Below are 19,165 nucleotides of genomic sequence, written 5' to 3'. Positions count from 1 at the left end.
CGTAGGAATATAAGTTCCGTAGGAACGATAGATTGGTAGAAGGAGTGACAGTTCGGGTTAGAGTGCCGTAGGTACGGCAGATGGGAAATTGCTGTTTCAGAAGTCTGTGAATTGGATTTATTTAAGATTCCATGTTATTTCACGCAGAGACCACAAAGAAAAATAAAGAACACAAAGAGATCAGGTCTTACAATTCTGTTGCTCCCTGATCATGTAGTTATTCGTGAATTCGCGGCAAAAAAATCTATGGCAAAAGAAAAACCACAGCGAAAATGCTGTGGTTTTGTTTACATTTTATAATGCCGATTAAAGGTCTCTCTTAGGATCAAATTTCTCCAGGTATTGTGCTACTCTTTGTACAAACTGACCTCCCAGAGCTCCATTCACCACACGGTGGTCATAACTGTGAGATAAGAACATTTTGAAACGGATACCGATAAAATCTCCCTCGGGAGTTTCAATAACAGCCGGAACTTTTCTAATAGCTCCAAGGGCAAGGATCCCTACCTGCGGCTGATTAATAATCGGCGTTCCCATGATGCTCCCAAAGGTTCCCACGTTCGTCACCGTATAGGTTCCTCCCTGTATATCATCGGGTTTGAGCTTATTCAATCTTGCACGGTTCGCCAGGTCGTTCACGGCTTTTGCCATTCCTACCAGATTGAGCTGGTCGGCATTTTTGATCACCGGAACAATAAGGTTACCATCAGGAAGGGCTGCTGCCATTCCAAGGTTAATATTCTTTCTTTTAATGATCTTATCCCCGTCAACAGAAATGTTGATCAAAGGAAAATCTTTTATCGCCTTGGCTACGGCTTCCATAAAGATTGGAGTAAAAGTAAGTTTCTCTCCTTCTCTCTTTTCGAAAGCATCTTTGTTTTTCTTTCTCCAGTTCCAGATGTTGGTCACATCCACCTCAATGAAAGACTGTACGTGAGCAGAGGTTTGCACACTGTCCACCATGTGATGGGCGATCATTTTTCCCATACGGGTCATTTCAATGATCTCATCTTCCCCGCTCACGCTTAATGGAGTTTTAGCAGGTTGTGGTGCTGCCTGTTGTTGAGAAGGTTGAGTTTGTTGTGGCTGTTGTGCCTGCGAAGCAGGTTGAGAAGAGCGGTTTTCAAGGTATCCTAAAATATCATTTTTAGTCACCCTTCCTTCTTTGCCAGATCCCTGGATCTGCTCCAGTTCTTCAAAGGAAATTCCTTCTTCTTTGGCTATATTTTTTACTAATGGAGAATAGAACCTGTTACTGTCGGCATAATCTGAAGTACTGATGCTTTTAGCTTCTTCCACCCTGCTTTCTGCGGCAGCAACAGCTTCTTCGAACTCGGGTGAAGGCACCTGTTGATCGGCCACCGGCGTCACATCTACTGCTCCTTCTCCTTCGGTTTCAATAATAGCAATGGTTTGGCCTACCTGTACAACATCATCTGCATTAAAAAGCTTTTCTACCAAAACCCCATCAACTTCACTGGGAACTTCACTGTCCACTTTATCGGTAGCAATTTCAAGAATAGCCTCATCGGCTTCAATGGTATCTCCCACTTCCTTTAACCAATTTGTAATGGTCGCTTCTGCAACACTTTCACCCATCTTGGGTAACTTAAGCTCAAACTTTGCCATATTCTTATTTCGAAGATGTTCTACATTAATTTGACTGCGAATTTACTAAAAATTCACCTCTTTTAATAATAAAAGTTCAGCAGCAAAATAAATCTTATCTGTTTTGACTGCTGATTTTCAGCCGAATTCCGGAGTAAAATTACAATTTTTATTCAGTAATGGAATCGGCCAGCAATTATGGAAATTTAAAAAGCACTTCCAGAGGTTAATTCCTGAGTGAATTTTCAAAAGGAATTCGGTTGGTGATACTTCGCCCAAGGGTGACCTCATCTGCATATTCCAATTCGTCACCTACAGAAATACCGCGGGCGATCGTACTTGTCCTTATATTAAGACCTTCCAGCTGCTTAAAAATGTAAAAATTGGTAGTATCCCCTTCAAGAGTGCTGCTAAGGGCAAAAATGATTTCTTCAATTTCACCTTTCCGAGCCTTCTCAATAAGAGACTTTATAGTGAGCTGCGACGGACCAATTCCTTCCATGGGATTGATCTTGCCACCTAATACATGATACAGCCCGCGGTACTGACTGGTATTTTCTATAGCCATCACGTCGCGGATATCTTCAACTACACAAACCATTTCCTTTTGCCTGTTTTTATTTGCACAAATCTCACAAAGTTCAGTATCACTAATGTTATGGCAATTGCTGCAGAATTTCGCTTCAGTTTTAAGATCGAGTAATGCTTTGCTTAGGGCCACAGTTTGAGATTCGGGTTGTTTTAAAAGGTGCAGCACCAGTCTCAACGCTGTCCTTCGGCCTATCCCGGGAAGCTGAGACATTTCGTCTACGGCAGCCTGTAATAATTTAGATGAAAATTCCATATACCAAAATTACTTCTTTTTAAAATAATTCTCCTAAAAAGTAGCTGTTTAAGCTATGCAGCAGATATCGGTAAGTTTTGTATTTTGCTCCCGAAATTTTAGCCCATGCAGCCCTCCTACATACTCCTTCTAATTGCCGTTTATTTTATTACGCTCATTTTAATTTCCTGGCTAACGGGAAAAAATTCAGACAACAGTACATTCTTTAAGGCGAATCGACAATCCCCATGGTACGTCGTAGCTTTTGGGATGATTGGAGCTTCTCTTAGCGGGGTCACATTTATTTCTGTTCCGGGTTGGGTAGAGGCGAGCCAGTTTAGTTACATGCAGGTGGTATTGGGATATGTGGTGGGCTATGCAGTTATTGGTCTTGTCCTGCTGCCTCTGTATTACCGGATGAATCTCACCTCCATCTACACTTACCTGGAAGACAGGTTTGGAAATTATTCCTATAAGACCGGGGCTTCCTTTTTCCTTCTCTCGCGGGTGGTTGGTGCAAGTTTTCGTTTATTCCTGGTAGCAAACGTCTTGCAAATAATTTTGTTTGACACCCTAGGAATCCCTTTTTGGGCGACGGTCATTATGACAATTCTGCTCATATGGTTATACACCTTTAGATCGGGGATAAAAACCATTGTGTATACAGACACTTTACAAACCCTCTGTATGCTAATTGCCGTTGGTGTAAGTATTTATTATGTTTCTGAAGATCTCGGAATTCAGGGCGGAAATTTGATTTCCCATATTTCCAATAGTGAGCTGTCAAAAATGTTCTTTTTTGATGATGTTAAAAGTGCCGATTATTTCTGGAAGCAATTCATTTCTGGTGCCTTTATAGCTATCGTAATGACGGGTCTTGATCAAGACATGATGCAGAAAAATCTTACCTGCCGGAATCTTGGAGATGCCCAGAAAAACATGTTCTGGTTCACCATAGTTCTGGTCTTTGTAAACCTTTTCTTTATGGCATTAGGAGTGTTGCTCACCGAATATGCCCGCGCCAATGGCATTGACGCAGCAAAGGATGACCTTTTCCCGGTGATAGCAACATCAGGAGAGCTGGGATTTGGAATAGCAGTTTTCTTTATTCTTGGATTGATCGCAGCGGCTTATAGTAGTGCCGACAGTGCTTTGACCTCCCTCACCACTTCTTTTAGTATCGATATCCTGGATATCGAAAAACGATACGCTCCTAAAAAACAGGAAACGGTGAGGAAGATCATTCATGTGGGAGTATCCATAGTACTTATCCTCGTGATCATAGCTTTCAAATATATTATACGAGATGAAAGCGTGATAGCTAAATTATTTGTATTTGCAGGTTACACCTATGGACCTCTCTTAGGTCTTTACAGCTTCGGACTTTTTACTAAAATGCAGGTAAGAGATAAACTTGTACCCATTGTGGCAATACTTTCCCCTGTTCTTACCTACTTCATTAGTATGAACAGCCTGGTTTGGTTCGGGTTTGAATTTGGCTTTTTTGTTCTTATCCTTAACGGACTGCTTACCTTCCTTGGTTTAGTACTGCTGCGTAGATAAAAGGATCAAAGTACAGGCTACCTCAACCTCTATATTATTTTCCTGAAGCAGGCGGTAAAATTCAGGATTTTCTGTACCCGGATTAAATATTACGCGCTTTGGGTTGAGAGACAGGATATAATCATAGTATTCCTCCTGCCGTGGAGGTCCAAGATATAGGGTGACAGTATGGACATCTTCAAAAGGGATCTTTTCGGTCTCAATATTCACTCCGGCCACCTCTCCTTTTCTTAATCCCAATGCAACAGTAGGAATGTTAGCTCTTTGTAATCGATTTATGGCTATATAAGCATATCGTCCCGGATTTGTGGAAGCTCCCAGAACCAATGTTTTTTTCGTCATTTCTTAATAATTTTTTCAATAAGTGTAACAAAAGCTGCGCCTCTGCAGTCTTTAAGATAAGAAATATTTCCCGCATGGGCGCGATTTGAAAAAACATTGATGGTTAGTGTTAAAAGAGCCCCATGCTAAACCCATGCATAATTTATGTGTGGGTTTTTTTAATCAGAAACTTATAGGAAAAGCCTCACTCAAAGGTTAAAGTTTATTCCTTTCTGTAACAATTATGTCTTTCTCTAGTCTCTTAGGTATATACCCTGAAGTACAAACTTTTAGAAACATTTGTTTTTATATTATGTATTGCAAGGTATTAGGCTTTAAACAATCATCATCAAAAATCAATCAAACAATGAAACATTTAATTTTAATTCTTGCACTTACAGTTGGAACCTTGTCTGCCATGGCGAACAACAACACCAATGAACTGGGCAACATAACCGGCCAGGTTATGGACAAGGAATTTGAGGAACCAATTCCCTATGCTACAATTACCGTCACGACACCTCAGGGAGAAATGGTCACCGGAGCAGTCAGCTCTGCAGATGGCAGTTTCAGGGTGGAAAAACTTAAGGATGGAGTTTATCTTTTCAAAGTACAATTCATGGGTTACAAATCTTTTTCACGAGAAGTCAAGGTAGCGGGCGGAAACAGGGACATTACCATTGGCACTATCTTTCTTGAAGCTGAAGTAGCTCAGCTGGATAGTGTAGATGTTGTTGCAGAAAGATCTACTATAGAACAACGTATTGACCGAAAAATTGTCAATGTTGGAAAGGATCTTACCACAGCAGGAGCTACAGCCAGTGAGATCATGAATAACATTCCAAGTCTTGCAGTTGACCAGGATGGAAATATCTCCATGAGGGGCAATGATAACGTAAGGATTTTGGTAGACGGAAAACCCACCAATATTCCTGCGGCACAGCTCCTGAAACAAATTCCCAGCACTTCCATTAAGAGTATTGAATTGATCACCAATCCTTCAGCCAAATATAATCCGGAAGGAATGAGTGGTATCATCAACATAGTGCTTCATAAGAATTCTAACCTGGGATTCAACGGAAATTTAAATACAGGAGTCACAGTGGGCGAAAACGTGCGGTACAACGGCTCTCTTAACATGAACTACCGCCGTGGCAAAGTAAACTTCTTTACTAACCTGGGAACCAACGGAGGAAAAAGGGATAACTATGGAATCATTGAGAACTTTACCCAGAACTACACTCAAAACATCGGACTTTTTAATGACAGCGAAGCTTATCTTTTTAAAGTTGGTTTTGATTACTATATAAATGACAAGAACACTTTCTCATTTTATACAAATCAAAATTATTATGACGGAGAACCTCGTGGGGAAGCAAATATTATTTTTGACTCACCTGCCACGGGAAATATTTTTCAGGAATTCTTTCTTATCAATGATAACAAAACCCAAACCTATAACGGAGTATTCAAAAGAGATTTTGATAAAGAAGGACATAATATAATCCTCGAAGCGAATCACAGCATTACAGATGATACGGAAGTTGCCCGCTTTGAATATTCGGGAGAAGGAGCCGGTGAATACCAATCATATCGTGATAATGTAGAGGATGACATTACCAACACCAATCTCAACCTGGATTATGAAAATCCATTATCTGATGTTTCAAAACTTGAACTGGGAGCAGAAGCAAGATTCAGAAGAAGTTCTAATGATTACCGTACCACTAATCCAAATCTGGACAATGCATTATATAATTACGACAATAACATATATTCTTTCTACTCCACTTTTGGTCAAAATTTCACAAAATGGTCCTACCAGCTGGGAGCAAGATTTGAAAGTTATGATGTAGAGGCAATTCTTGACGGGGAGCGTATTTACGAAACAGATTATTTAACACTATACCCTTCTGCATTCATTTCCTATAAATTCGATGATATGAAGACGCTTCAATTGAGCTATGGAAGAAGGGTTGACAGGCCGGGACTACACCAGGTAAACCCTGTGAGAGAGTTCTCCACTCCACGTCTTACAGGAGTAGGAAATCCCGAACTTGATCCTCAATTCACCAATTCCCTTGAAATGAACTACACCCATAACTTTAATAAAGGAAGTTTTACCGGTGGCGTTTTTTACAGGTTAATTGAAGATGAAATCAGTCAGGTGTTGATTATTGATCCCGAAGATCCTTCGAGGTTCCTGCTTACTTTCGAGAACTGGGATGATAATACTGCTTACGGAGTGGAATTAAGCGCCAGATACAAACCTTTCAGGTGGTGGAGCATTAATCCAAGTTTTGAATACTATTACAGTACAGAAAAAGGGGTTGTGGGAGATGTGTATCGTGAAGTTGAGAGCCCCGCTTACAGTTTCAGGTTAAATCAGAGTTTTAATGTGACTAAAAAGCTCACACTGCAAATGTTTGGTCTTTACCGAAGCAGTAGTGAAATGCTGCAGATCAATCCGGAAGAATTCTATTTTGTAAATGCCGGCGCACGCTACAGCTTTCTGAACGACAAAGCTACTTTAAGCCTAAACTTTAATGACATCTTTGACACCCGCGAATTCTCCTTCTACAGTGATGTCCCCTATTCTCAAAAAGGAACTTTCCGGGGAGATTCTCAAAATGTTTATGTGGGCTTCTCCTATAGCTTTGGAGGAGGAAAGAACAAGGCTTTGGATAGAAAACAAAGAGACGAAAACACAAACACAGGAGGAGGATTGTTCTAATAGATTTGTTTGATTAGCCAAAAAATCCGCAACTGAAAAGCTGCGGATTTTTACATTTTTAAGGCTTTATATAAATCTGTCGCGGTTCTTGTCTCTTGCTTCCTGAATTTTTTAAATTACCATTTAATAATGGCACTGGCCCAGGTAAATCCACTACCAAATGCAGCGAGCACTACAGTGTCTCCCTCTTTGATCTTTCCTTCTTCCCAGGCTTCAGTTAAAGCAATAGGTATGGAGGCCGCTGTAGTATTTCCATACCTCTGAATATTATTGTAAACCTGCTCATCGTTCAGCTTAAACTTCTGCTGAATAAATTGTGAGATCCGCAGATTAGCCTGGTGTGGAATGAGCATATCAATATCCTTGACCTCCAGCCCGTTTGCCTGCAGTCCTTCCTTAATTACTTCTGAAAAACGGACCACCGCATTCTTGAAAACGAACTGTCCGTTCATGTAAGGGTAATATATGATATCATCCCCCTGAGGATTCTCCTCAATGATCTGCGGAACCCAATGCATAGTGCTTGGGCCTTTTAGAGAAAGTTCAAGCGCATGTTTTCCTTCAGAATGTAGATGTGTGGAAAGTATTCCCTGCCCGTTATGGTCACTTCGGGAAAGTACTGCCGCTCCTGCCCCGTCTCCAAATATCACCGATACGTTACGACCGCGGGTTGTAAAATCGAGTCCGCCGCTGTGGTTTTCGCTACCAATGAGAAGTACGTTTTTATACATTCCTGTTTTGATATATTGATCTGCGACAGAAAGTCCATAAATGAATCCGCTACACTGGTTGCGAACATCGAGTGCAGGGCAGGTGTGAATATCCAGCATTTCCTGGACCTGCACCCCACCTCCCGGAAAATAATAATCGGGACTCAAGGTCGCAAAAACGATAAGGTCAATATCATCTTTTGAAATATTTGCTCGATCAATGGCTATCTTGGCAGCCTTGACCCCCATTACGGCAGTAGAATTTCCGTCGCCTTTTTTGATGTGGCGTCTTTCTTTGATCCCTGTTCTCTCCTGAATCCAGGCGTCATTAGTGTCCATAATTTTGGCGAGATCATCATTAGTGACCACATTTTCGGGCACATAAAATCCCAGACCCGCTATCTTTGATTGATACATCTATTAATTTTTAGGCTTCGGTAAATTATTTCTCTTAAATTTAGGCAATTAATAAAAAGTTGCTGCGCAATATAAGAAAGATTAACATTTTGACATTGCCGCATTTATAAACCAAATTACTTTATCATGAAAAAAGCCTTTTTAAGCCTTCTTTCCTTTCTTTGCTTTACCGGAGCAAGTATTGGACAGGAAAACCTCACTTATCAAAAACCTCCGCAGGAGATCCTGGAACTGGTTGATGTTCCTTTGGCCCCTTCCACTCTTATTGACAGCGATGCAAAAAGAATCGTTTTCCTTTATAGAGATCAATACAAATCTATAGCCGAATTAAGTGAAGAAGAATTGCGCCTTGCCGGCCTCAGGATCAATCCTGTAACTAACATTAGCAGCCGTGCTACATATTTCAACAATATTCAGGTGAAGGATATGAAAGCAGACCAGCCGACGCAGGTAAAAGGGCTTCCACAGAATCCACGCCTTACTAACTTCAGCTGGTCACCAGATGAGTCAAAAATGGCATTTACACACACAACTTCAGAAGGTGTGGAACTTTGGGTTGCAGATCTTGGGACAGCAACAGCCAAAAAGCTAACCGGTCCAAATCTTAATGCAAATATGCGGGACGTGATCAACTGGTACAGGGATAATTCGGCAATACTTGTGAAGATGCTTCCGCAGGATAGAAAAAAACTCATTAATCCTGAAACTGCTGTACCCACAGGGCCTACAGTTTCTGTGAGTGATGGAAAGGAGGCCCAGAACAGGACCTATCAGGATCTGTTGAAAAATCCAAATGATGAATTTAATTTTGAGCAACTGGCCCGTGCCGAACTGGTCAAAGTAAACCTCAACGGCAGTACAGCAAAATGGCTGGAGCCAAAAATGTACAGCAGTATTTCTTTTTCGCCAGATGGGAAATATGTCATGGTTGATCACATTAAAAAACCATTCTCATACCTGGTACCTTATAGCAGGTTCCCTTCAGAAACTACCATCTATACCAGAGATGGCCAGCTTGTGACAAGGGTAAACGATGTACCACTTATTGAAGATCTTCCTAAAGGTTTTATGGCTGTAAGGGAAGGCAGAAGAAGCCTTAACTGGAGAAACGATGCTCCTGCAAGCCTTGTTTATGCCGAAGCCCTTGATGGTGGAGATCCCGAAAATGAAGTTGCCTTTAGAGACGAAGTGTTCCTGCTGGATGCACCATTTAAAGGAGAAGGAAAATCAATTCTTAAGACCAAAGACAGGTATAGCGGCATCATCTGGGGAGATGACAATACGGCTATCGCAAATGATTACTGGTGGAATACAAGAAATACCCGTACTTACGTCTTTGATCCTTCCAATCCCGGACAGAATCCTGAAGTGCTATTTGACAGAAACTATCAGGATCAATACAGTGATCCCGGAAATTTTGTTACTGAAAAAAATGACTACGGACAATATGTGCTGAAAATGTCAAATGATAATGCCTTTTTAATGGGCGCCGGATTTACACCTGAAGGACAGTTCCCTTTTATTGACCGTCTGGAGCTTGAGAGCGGAGACACAAAGAGACTCTACCAATCCAGCTATAATAACAAAAAAGAAACCCTTGTTGATGCTATCGACCTGGAGGAAGGAAAGATCCTGGTGAGAATTGAAGCTTCGGCCGAATATCCAAATTACTTTATCAGAGACATCGACAATGAAGAAGATCTCACAAGAGTGACCAATTTCGAAAATCCTTTTAAGAGCCTGGAAAATGTCACAAAAGAAGTTATTACTTATGAAAGGGAGGATGGCCTTGAGCTAAATGGAACGCTTTATCTTCCGGAAGGTTATGATAAAGAAAATCCTGAAAAGCTTCCCATGATCGTCTGGGCTTACCCGAGAGAATTCAAGGATAAAAATTCGGCATCCCAAAATACATCCAATGCCAATGATTTCACTTATCCTTATTACGGTTCTCCGATCTATTGGGTAAACCGCGGTTATGTGGTGCTTGATGACGCATCTTTCCCCATAGTTGGTGAAGGTGAAGAAGAGCCGAATGACAGCTTTAGAGAACAGTTAGTAGCCAATGGAAAGGCAGCTATTGATGCAGTTGATGCAATGGGTTATATTGACAGAGACAGAGTTGCTGTAGGCGGACACAGCTATGGAGCCTTTATGACAGCCAACCTCCTCTCCCACTCCAATCTTTTTGCTGCCGGAATTGCCCGAAGCGGAGCCTATAACCGTACGCTTACACCATTCGGATTCCAGAGTGAAGAAAGAAATTACTGGGAAGCACCTGAAGTTTATTACAACATGTCTCCATTCATGCATGCCGACAAAATGAAAACTCCGCTGCTACTTATCCACGGAGAAGCCGATAATAACTCAGGAACTTATCCTATGCAAAGTGAGCGCTATTTTAACGCTTTGAAAGGCCTCGGTGCTACTGCAAGACTGGTAATGCTTCCAAAGGAAAGCCATGGCTATAGTGCCAAGGAATCTGTGCTGCATGTTTTATGGGAACAGGACCAGTGGCTCGAAAAGTATGTAAAGAACAGAGAGCAGACTGAAGCAAATATTCAGCAAACAACGCCAGAGTTTCAGAATTAATGGACAGATCGTATATCAACGAAAAAGCCCGCTAATTTGCGGGCTTTTTTCATTTTCTGCTATATTTAATTTTACCAGTTACGGAATGGATTATTATCTGTGAATTCATCTTCATCTACAAAATTGTCATCATTAAGGTCGAGATCACTAAATGTTGTCTGATTCCACTCTTCACTGTCGATGTACCCATCCTGGTTGCGATCAAAATTATTGAACCAGGGACTATTTTCCAAACCTGTACTCCATTCTTCGGTGTCCAGTCTCCTGTCTCTGTTAGTATCGAACACTGTGTAATCCCGGGCTTTTAAAAATTGACCTGCATTAGTACTAATTCCTTCATTCCATTCATTTTCATCAATAAAAGCGTCTCTATTACGATCAAAGCTTTGGTAGGCTCTTTCTGAAAATTCGCCGGAATCTATATTTCCATCTCTGTTGGTATCCCAGGTATCATACTGCTGATCATTTCTTTCATTAAACTCTGTTTGGTTCAATCTTCCATCCCTGTCTGAGTCATAGGTATTAAAATTATTATTAATGTCCTGAGCATAAACTGCGGTTCCGAAAGTGACACATAAAGCTAAAAAGGTTCCTTTTAATGTTTTCATTTTTTCATTTTTTAGTTCAACTTCATTTTCAATCGAACCTCAATTTAAAGTGCAAAATCATTGATTTAAAGCACTTTAATCTTTTTAACAGGCGTGGTTTGGAATTTAAACTAATTCTAACAGGAACAAAAAACCGGGACGTAAGATCCCGGTGTATTTATTCTGAAAATTTTAACCCGATCAGGAGTATTGCCTGAAGTTATTGATCTTCACTGTGGCACCAAGATCATGCAACAGGTTAAAAAGACCAAAGAAAGTACGGTTGATGTAGAGAAAATGTTTGCTTCCCCGGTTGCCGTTCATTTTTCTCAATTCCTGGTCTTTGCTGTACTTCTCGCTCAATGTAGTGATCGAAGTCCAGAAGCCTTCATCTGAAAAATCAAATTCTTCCCCCTGAAAAGGAGCTGTAAACAGGCTAAGCATTTGGTAAAATAATTCTGAGAAAAATTCGATCTCTTTTTCAGAATCCTCTTTTCTCAGAATCTCCAGCTCAAAGAGTTTTGCATTAAAAATTCCAGGATCATTGATCTTATCTTTATCGGCCAACTCAAAATAAGGCTTGTAAAAATCCTGGGGCACTTGCTTAATACAGCCAAAATCAATGGCAATTAAATTTGTCTTTTCGTCCACTAAAAAGTTACCGGGATGAGGATCTGCATGTACTGCCTTAAGAATATGCATCTGGTACATGTAAAAATCCCATAATGCCTGTCCCAGTTTATTTGCTGTGTCCTGATCTTTATTCTGTCTGGCAAAATCTCTCAAGTGCAAGCCTTCCATCCAATCCATGGTAATGATCCTTTCGCTGGAAAGGGACGGGTAATATTCAGGAAATTTAAGGTGAGGAATGTGACTGCAGGCTTTGGAGATCTCTATGCTCTGCTTCACTTCCAGTAGATAATCTGTTTCTTCCAGCAGCTTACCCTCCACCTCCTTAAAATATCTTTCAGAATCTTTTCCCTGCAGGTTAAACATTTTGATGGCGATTGGCTTGACCATTGCAAGATCTGAACTAATACTATCGGCCACTCCGGGATATTGTATCTTAACAGCCAGTTCCTTTCCATCCTTGGTAGCTCTATGCACCTGACCGATACTCGCTGCATTAACAGATTCAAGATTAAATTTGTCAAAAAGTTCATCGGGATATTGCCCATGGTATTTTTTAAAGGTCTTCCTTACCAGGGGGGCAGAAAGTGGCGGAACACTGAATTGCGCAAGACTGAATTTTTCGACATAGGCATTAGGTAAAAGGCTCTTTTCCATAGAGAGCATTTGCGCAACTTTCAACGCACTTCCCTTAAGGCTTTTTAGTCCGTTATAAATATCCTCTGCATTACTTTCATCCAGTTCTTCACGGGAAGGCTCCCCGTTAAGTGCCTTTTTTGAGTAGTACTTAAGGTAATTACCTCCAACCTTTATTCCGGTCTGTACCATCTTTCCCGTTCGACCAATTTTGCCGGTAGGAATTTTATCTATAGTTTTCATTTGCTTCTTATAAAAGCCCGGGGCCCGGAGTAGTAGGGGGTAAATCGGCCTCGGGCATTATCCTGATGCATCAGGAATTAATTTTACGCCATCTTTTCTTTCCAGAGAAATTTTCCCAGATCGAGAACGCTTTCTAAAGGAGTGTTCTCAAAAAGATCAAAAACAGTATTGACAGATTTCTCGATAGCCACATCTGTACTTTCAAATTGCGGGGAATTATCGTCCATCCAGAATTTGATAAGGAACATGAGCTGCACCCATGCTGCCTCAGAAAATATTGTTTCAGATCTTTTAAGAATTTTCGCCTGTTTCTCTTCGTTCCCCTGGCGAATGAGCTCTGCAGTATAATTTTTGACTTCTTTTCGCAGTCCTTTTAACTGCCCGGCATTCTTGAGCATGGGCCCCTCATTTTTAAGAGTAAACAGCACATAGCTTCGATTCGCAGTGAGCATTTCAAAAAAGGTATAGTATAGGGTGAGCATTTTCTCCCGGTTATTAAAAGCCATATACTCTTTACTGCTTTGCATCACACCGAGAGTGTGTTCAAAAAATCGTTCCCAGATCCCTTTTTTCAACCCGTCAAAGCTTCCGAAGAAATTATAAAATTCAGCTTCTGTAATATCATTTTCTTTACAAAATTTGTAAACTGTTCCCGGCTCTTCTTCATTTTCCAATACATAGTTCATATACAGCTCTATGAGTCTGTCTTTAGAAAGTTCATTGTTACTCTGAGTTTTCTGCTTTACTTTGGCCATTTTCTTTTTCTTTAATATTTCAAATCTACAAATATTGTTTATATTTTTGTATTAAAACTTAAACAATAACCTGTTAAATGTTTTCTGACATATCGGAAGTCGCAGAAGTAGTCGGTAAAACTTCGAAATAATTACCAATCGCTGTCAGTTTGTCAGCGCCGGTGACTTGGTACTTTTTTTGACTTCTCTGGGGGAACGTAAAATTTTAATAAACCAAAATATATGGCAACCGGAAACATTAATGTATCTGTTGAAAACATCTTTCCTTTAATAAAGAAGTTTTTATACAGTGATCACGAGATCTTTTTACGGGAATTGATCTCCAACGCCACAGATGCTACCCTTAAATTAAAACACCTTGCGACTATTGGTGAGGCTAAGGTAGAATATGGCAATCCTGTCATCGAAGTTAAGATCGATAAGGAGAAGAAGCAACTAATCATCAGCGACCAGGGAATTGGAATGACTAAAGAAGAGGTTGAAAAATATATCAATCAGGTAGCATTTTCGGGCGCTGAAGAATTTTTAGAAAAATATAAGGATTCTGCTAAAGACAGTGGGATCATTGGTCATTTTGGACTTGGATTCTATTCGGCCTTTATGGTTGCGAACAAGGTAGAGATCATTACCAAATCATATAAAGATGAGCCTGCAGCGCACTGGGTGTGTGAAGGTACCACCGAGTTTACTCTGGAAGAGGCCGACAAAAAAACGCATGGTACAGACATTATTCTTCACATCAATGAAGATGATAAGGAATTTCTTGAAGAGAACAGGATTGAGCAACTGCTTGTGAAGTACAACAAGTTTATGCCAATTCCTATCAAGTTTGGAACACGTGAAGAAACTCTTGAATTACCGGAAGATGCACCGGAGGATGCAAAACCCGAAACAAAGACGGTAGACAATATTGTCAACAATACCAATCCTGCCTGGACAAAGCAGCCGACAGATCAGGAGGATAAGGACTACAAGGAGTTCTATAGGGAACTTTACCCTATGCAATTCGAAGAGCCTTTGTTCCATATCCACCTTAATGTAGATTATCCGTTCAATCTTACCGGAATTCTGTATTTCCCAAAGATGTCTCAGGATATGAACATTCAGAAGGATAAGATACAGCTCTATCAAAATCAGGTATTTGTCACAGACAATGTGGAAGGAATAGTACCAGAATTCCTAACCATGCTACGCGGTGTAATTGATTCTCCCGATATCCCGCTGAACGTTTCTCGTTCTTACCTGCAGGCAGACGGAGCCGTAAAAAAGATATCCAGTTATATCACCCGGAAGGTTGCAGATAAACTGAAGTCTCTGTTTAACAATAATCGTGAGGATTTTGAAAAGAAATGGAATGATATCAAGATCGTCATTGAATACGGAATGTTATCTGAAGATAAATTCTTTGAGAAAGCTAAAGACTTTGCTTTATATCCAACTGTAGATGATAACTATTTCACTTTTGAGGAGTTTATTGAAAAGATCAAGGATAATCAAACCGACAAGGATGGAAACAGAGTGATCCTTTATGCTTCAAATAAAGATGATCAACACAGCTACATAGAGGCAGCTAAGGAAAAAGGTTATGAAGTACTGCTTCTGGATTCTCCAATTGTATCTCACCTACTTCAAAAACTTGAAATGGGAGAAGAGAAAGTATCTTTTGCACGCGTAGATGCAGATCATGTAGACAATCTCATTAAAAAAGATGAAGAGAAGATCTCTAAGCTTAACGAAGAGGAAAAGGAAAAGCTAAAAGCCGACTTTGAAAAAGTAATTCCTAAAGAAAAATATACTGTCCAACTGGAATCAATGGATAGTAATGCAGCCCCTCTTATTATAACTCAACCCGAGTTTATGAGAAGAATGAAGGAAATGCAACAAACCGGCGGCGGCGGAATGTTTGGAATGGGCAACATGCCCGAGATGTATAACCTGGTGGTAAATACCAACCATCCACTTATTACTGAGATCCTCAACACCAAAACCGAAAAGAAACAGGAAAGATTAATAAAGCAATCCCTCGATCTTGCACGTCTTTCCCAGAACCTCTTGAAAGGAGAAGAACTGACCTCCTTTATTAAGAGAAGCTTTGAGATGATCAAGTAAAATTTGATAGTTATAAAAAAGCCGCTTCCCACAAATCGGTGAAGCGGCTTTTTTTATTGAGATAAATTAGAAGTTAGAAGTACGAGTTAAAGTATGAGTCTAGAAGAATGAGGTGGAGCCTTTAATCTTGAATCCTGAATCTTGAACTTTGAACTTTGAACTTTGAACCCAAGACGGCCGAAGGCGGCTACGCTACCGGTTGCAGCATATTCCTGAAGATGGTACTGAAGAACTTTGGTATATCGTAAGGCTTGTTGATGATGTCATTCATTCCGGCTTTTAATATCTCCTCCCTCATTTCTCCCACTTCTACGGCAGTTAAAGCTATCACCGGCACTTCCCGATTGAATTCCCTGATTTTCATGGTGGTTTCCATTCCATTCATCCCGGGCATATTCACATCCATCAGGATCAAATCCATCTCCTGAGCTTTTAAAATTTCAAGCGCTTCTTCCCCACTGGAAGCTAACTGGCATTCAAAATCTTTTTTCTCAAGAATTCTTTGGGTAACCACCTGGTTAATACGGTTATCATCCACTATAAGCACCTTCCTCACAAGAGAAGGTATATTTTTCGGAGCTTCAACTTCAAGATGTTTTATACTTTCAGTTGCTGCACCTTGTTCGAACAGAATTTCAAAACTAAATACAGATCCCTGCCCCTCCACACTGGAAACCTTTATTTCTGAATTGAAAAGAGCTAAAAGCTTTTTCACTATAGGCAAGCCTAATCCGGTTCCCTGATAGCTAAGGTTCTGTATCTTCAACTGGGAAAACTCCTCAAAGATCTCTTCTATTTTATTTTGCGGGATACCAATTCCTGTATCTCCCACCTCGAAATAAATCCTGCAACTTCCCTCTTCACAGTAAAGATTTTTTGCCTTGATCCACACTTTTCCTTTCTCGGTAAATTTTACGGCGTTCCCGAGCAGGTTCATCATGATTTGAGAAAGCCTCATCGAATCCCCAACCAGATAAGGTATGTTGGGATCAACATCGAGTTCGATATCCACACATTTATTATTCCTTGTGGTCTCAAAAGTTTTAACAATCCCGTTGAAAAGATCGTTGATATTAAAGGTGCTGTTCTCAAGGTGAACCAAATTAGATTCCATTTTATTCATTTGAAGAACATCATTGATCAACGCCAAAAGATAATCTGCAGAAAATTTTAAGGATCTAAGATCTTCTTCCTGCTCCTTATTGCGATTCTCTTCAAGTAATAGAGATGCTAAACCCACTACTCCATACAGGGGAGTCCGCAGCTCGTGACTCACTGTAGAAAAAAATCTGGTTTTAAGACTGGACAGGCGTTCTGCTTCATCTTTCGCTGCCTTTAATTCAATATTCTTGTCTTTAAGTTGTCCTATTAGTTTTTTTCTTATCCGGTTATTCCGGAATAATAGCACCAGGAAGAAAAACATGACCACCAGCGAGATCACCATTATTGCAGAAAGTTGCTGGGTTTTTTCCAGCACCTGATCTTTATACAGCTGCTCCTGTCTTGCCGCCTCGAGATCTTTTTTAAACTCTTCGGTTTGAAAACGTTCATATACTGCCTCCCGCTGCAAATTTTTTTCCATGGAGAATATTTGTTCCCTGTACTCCTGATGCTGCTGAAGCGCTGCATATGCCTCATGTGAATTTCCACTCTTCTGAAGCATTTTGGCAAATTCCTCAAAAGCAAAAGAAGCTTCAACTATAAGGGAATCTTTTTCTGCAATTGAAATTCCCTGATCAAAATATTTTCTCGAGGTAGCAAAATCATTTTTACCTGAGTGATACATACCATACAGCGTATTAATATTGCTACGATCAACTGCAGTTACCTCTTTCTCTTCTTCCAGCATCTTTGATGCTTTTTCCAGGTAGGGAAAAGCCCTGTCACCCATATTGTTCTCGAGATAGGTCCATGCAATATTTACCACAGGAGTATAGGTCTGAGCCTGTCCCGGATCTTTAGATACTATATCAATGGCTCTCTGGTAATAATCCAGTCCTTTGCTAACAGTATTTTTATTTGAAGAATAAATGTTGCCCAGATTATTATAGGCGTACCATAATAAAGTATCATTTTGACTGGACCGTGCATATTCCAGAGCTTTGAGATAATTCTCTTTTGCTCTTATAGTATCTTCCAGCATTTCATAAGTGATCCCAAGAAGATTATATCCATGGTTTAACTGGTGATAATCATCTCTTTTAGACGCAAGTTCTATCAGTTGAAGAGATTGCCCAATGGAATTATTGAAATCATAACTTCCCAGAGCTTCACCGGCTGCCTTAGCTAATTTATAGGTACTGTCTTTGTAAGTTTCAGGAGGGTTCTGGCCCGCCACTGAAAAACAAAATAGAACACCAATAACATTTAAGAGGTAGTTTTTTCTCAAATTATGACGGTTAAGTTCGTAACATAGGGCGCTGCAAATTATTTATTTTTAGCGTCTTATGCAAGAAAAAAAAGATTATCGTAATAAATTTTATAAAAGTTTATTAACATCATTACAGACAGTAACTCTCAAAGAAAAAGTAACTCTCAAAGAAAAAGCCTGAACTTTCGTTCAGGCTTTCCAGAATATTTTATAATTAGCAATCTATGCAAAAATACCATTGAGGATTTTAGCCAGTCTTAAACCACCCTTCTGAAGTTGATCGTGAACTACCGGAAACCATTTATACATATATTCATAACCAAGTTTTTCTCCTACTTCTGCAGAATCATAGACTTTATTGGCTAAAGCTTTGGATTCATACATCCAGTCCAGAACAGATCCCTGCTGAATTCTCCTAATCTCTTCTTTTGTTAGTTCATCTGAATTATGAGCTAATTCTGTGTAGCTCATCTGGAAGTCATTGATCATACCGCTATCCCAAACACGATGAAGGTTAGAACCTTGCCCAAACCATCTCACCTGGATATCATTACCACCTTTATCTTCTCCACGACCGGCGTGCAATGGCTGGTGTAGGTCTCCGACGAAATGGACCAGCATCTTAAGAAAGAAAGCTTTATCCTCACGGGATGCATTTTTATCCTTCAAAACTTCAATGCTTTTATTAATCGCATAGATAAGATCTCCATCGGGATTTGCTTTTTCAGCAGTGTATTGGGTTTCTCCAGGCTCCAGGTTCACATAATGCCACGGATTATGTTTGCGGTATGCAGGATCACTTTTTATATCATCTGCGTAAGTTGATACAAAAGCGAGATTTTGTCCATCCAGGATCTCACGAACCTTTTGTTTTGCTTTTTTTGTAAGATGCTGCTCTGCCACTTCGCCGGTAGCACGATGGCCGGTTCTACCCCAGTCACCTTCAGAAGCAAAACTGAAAGAAGAAAGAAGAAAGGCTGCAGCCAAAAAGTAAATTTTCATGTGTGTAAATTTTTATGTCCTCAAAGATAGAAAAAGGAGGAGGTTTTTCCGTGTTTTTCAAAAA

General features: G+C 40.2%; 13 protein-coding genes. 4 read left to right on the top strand and 9 right to left on the bottom strand.

Features of this window, described 5'->3' with window-relative positions; all coding sequences use genetic code 11:
- Nucleotides 1–306: 306 nt before the first annotated feature.
- Both G564_RS0116165 and recR read right to left on the bottom strand, forming a co-directional pair.
- Entirely contained in the window at nt 307–1,629 is a 1,323-nt protein-coding gene (locus G564_RS0116165) for a dihydrolipoamide acetyltransferase family protein (protein ID WP_029038569.1), read from the bottom strand.
- Nucleotides 1,630–1,834: 205 nt separating this feature from the next.
- Nucleotides 1,835–2,452, bottom strand: a complete 618-nt coding sequence (recR, locus tag G564_RS0116160) for a recombination mediator RecR (RefSeq protein WP_029038568.1) — start codon at nt 2,450–2,452, stop codon at nt 1,835–1,837.
- A 105-nt stretch (nt 2,453–2,557) separates the two neighbouring features.
- Here recR and G564_RS0116155 point away from each other — a divergent pair, with 105 nt between their 5' ends.
- The gene (locus G564_RS0116155; RefSeq protein ID WP_029038567.1) at nt 2,558–3,994 is read left to right on the top strand and encodes a sodium:solute symporter; all 1,437 of its coding nucleotides are present in this window, start codon (nt 2,558–2,560) and stop codon (nt 3,992–3,994) included.
- Here G564_RS0116155 and G564_RS0116150 read toward each other — a convergent pair.
- Nucleotides 3,974–4,336, bottom strand: a complete 363-nt coding sequence (locus G564_RS0116150) for a CoA-binding protein (protein WP_029038566.1) — start codon at nt 4,334–4,336, stop codon at nt 3,974–3,976. The two genes, G564_RS0116155 and G564_RS0116150, sit on opposite strands and share 21 nt — an antisense overlap.
- Before the next feature lie 346 nt (nt 4,337–4,682).
- On the opposite strand from G564_RS0116150, the gene G564_RS0116145 reads away from it, so the two are divergent.
- A complete protein-coding gene (locus tag G564_RS0116145; RefSeq protein ID WP_029038565.1) occupies nt 4,683–7,049 on the top strand; it encodes an outer membrane beta-barrel family protein in 2,367 nt (788 codons plus the stop codon).
- A 116-nt stretch (nt 7,050–7,165) separates the two neighbouring features.
- Here G564_RS0116145 and G564_RS0116140 read toward each other — a convergent pair whose 3' ends face one another.
- A complete protein-coding gene (locus tag G564_RS0116140; RefSeq protein WP_029038564.1) occupies nt 7,166–8,176 on the bottom strand; it encodes a 3-oxoacyl-ACP synthase III family protein in 1,011 nt (336 codons plus the stop codon).
- A 126-nt stretch (nt 8,177–8,302) separates the two neighbouring features.
- Here G564_RS0116140 and G564_RS0116135 point away from each other — a divergent pair, with 126 nt between their 5' ends.
- Nucleotides 8,303–10,768: a S9 family peptidase gene (locus G564_RS0116135; RefSeq protein WP_029038563.1), complete on the top strand. Its 2,466-nt coding sequence runs from the start codon at nt 8,303–8,305 to the stop codon at nt 10,766–10,768.
- Nucleotides 10,769–10,839: 71 nt separating this feature from the next.
- Here the strand turns inward: G564_RS0116135 and G564_RS0116130 are convergent, their stop codons facing one another.
- From G564_RS0116130 to G564_RS0116120, 3 genes are all read right to left on the bottom strand, one after another.
- On the bottom strand, nt 10,840–11,376 hold the full coding sequence (locus G564_RS0116130; RefSeq protein ID WP_029038562.1) for an EF-hand domain-containing protein: 537 nt from the start codon (nt 11,374–11,376) through the stop codon (nt 10,840–10,842).
- A 180-nt stretch (nt 11,377–11,556) separates the two neighbouring features.
- Nucleotides 11,557–12,864: an ABC1 kinase family protein gene (locus G564_RS0116125; protein ID WP_029038561.1), complete on the bottom strand. Its 1,308-nt coding sequence runs from the start codon at nt 12,862–12,864 to the stop codon at nt 11,557–11,559.
- Between the two features lie 83 nt (nt 12,865–12,947).
- Complete coding sequence (locus G564_RS0116120) at nt 12,948–13,619, bottom strand: TetR family transcriptional regulator C-terminal domain-containing protein (protein ID WP_029038560.1); 672 nt, start codon at nt 13,617–13,619, stop codon at nt 12,948–12,950.
- 222 nt (nt 13,620–13,841) lie between these two features.
- Between G564_RS0116120 and htpG the strand changes: the two genes are divergently transcribed.
- On the top strand, nt 13,842–15,728 hold the full coding sequence (gene htpG, locus G564_RS0116115) for a molecular chaperone HtpG (protein ID WP_029038559.1): 1,887 nt from the start codon (nt 13,842–13,844) through the stop codon (nt 15,726–15,728).
- A 187-nt stretch (nt 15,729–15,915) separates the two neighbouring features.
- Here the strand turns inward: htpG and G564_RS0116110 are convergent, their stop codons facing one another.
- Complete coding sequence (locus G564_RS0116110; protein ID WP_029038558.1) at nt 15,916–18,117, bottom strand: tetratricopeptide repeat-containing hybrid sensor histidine kinase/response regulator; 2,202 nt, start codon at nt 18,115–18,117, stop codon at nt 15,916–15,918.
- 204 nt (nt 18,118–18,321) lie between these two features.
- A complete protein-coding gene (locus G564_RS0116100; RefSeq protein ID WP_029038557.1) occupies nt 18,322–19,101 on the bottom strand; it encodes a S1/P1 nuclease in 780 nt (259 codons plus the stop codon).
- Between the last annotated feature and the right edge of the window lie 64 nt (nt 19,102–19,165).

The organism is Salinimicrobium xinjiangense DSM 19287, from assembly GCF_000423585.1.
Lineage (GTDB): Bacteria > Bacteroidota > Bacteroidia > Flavobacteriales > Flavobacteriaceae > Salinimicrobium > Salinimicrobium xinjiangense.
This window is presented reverse-complemented; position numbering and strand designations above follow the sequence as displayed.

Bases quoted from the DNA above. Each gene is read 5' to 3' on its own strand.
- G564_RS0116135 (WP_029038563.1), top strand. From the start codon at position 8,303: ATGAAAAAAGCCTTTTTAAGCCTTCTTTCCTTTCTTTGCTTTACCGGA.
- G564_RS0116145 (WP_029038565.1), top strand. From the start codon at position 4,683: ATGAAACATTTAATTTTAATTCTTGCACTTACAGTTGGAACCTTGTCT.
- G564_RS0116100 (WP_029038557.1), bottom strand. From the start codon at position 19,101: ATGAAAATTTACTTTTTGGCTGCAGCCTTTCTTCTTTCTTCTTTCAGT.
- G564_RS0116140 (WP_029038564.1), bottom strand. From the start codon at position 8,176: ATGTATCAATCAAAGATAGCGGGTCTGGGATTTTATGTGCCCGAAAAT.
- G564_RS0116155 (WP_029038567.1), top strand. From the start codon at position 2,558: ATGCAGCCCTCCTACATACTCCTTCTAATTGCCGTTTATTTTATTACG.
- G564_RS0116120 (WP_029038560.1), bottom strand. From the start codon at position 13,619: ATGGCCAAAGTAAAGCAGAAAACTCAGAGTAACAATGAACTTTCTAAA.
- recR (WP_029038568.1), bottom strand. From the start codon at position 2,452: ATGGAATTTTCATCTAAATTATTACAGGCTGCCGTAGACGAAATGTCT.
- htpG (WP_029038559.1), top strand. From the start codon at position 13,842: ATGGCAACCGGAAACATTAATGTATCTGTTGAAAACATCTTTCCTTTA.
- G564_RS0116150 (WP_029038566.1), bottom strand. From the start codon at position 4,336: ATGACGAAAAAAACATTGGTTCTGGGAGCTTCCACAAATCCGGGACGA.
- G564_RS0116125 (WP_029038561.1), bottom strand. From the start codon at position 12,864: ATGAAAACTATAGATAAAATTCCTACCGGCAAAATTGGTCGAACGGGA.
- G564_RS0116130 (WP_029038562.1), bottom strand. From the start codon at position 11,376: ATGAAAACATTAAAAGGAACCTTTTTAGCTTTATGTGTCACTTTCGGA.
- G564_RS0116165 (WP_029038569.1), bottom strand. From the start codon at position 1,629: ATGGCAAAGTTTGAGCTTAAGTTACCCAAGATGGGTGAAAGTGTTGCA.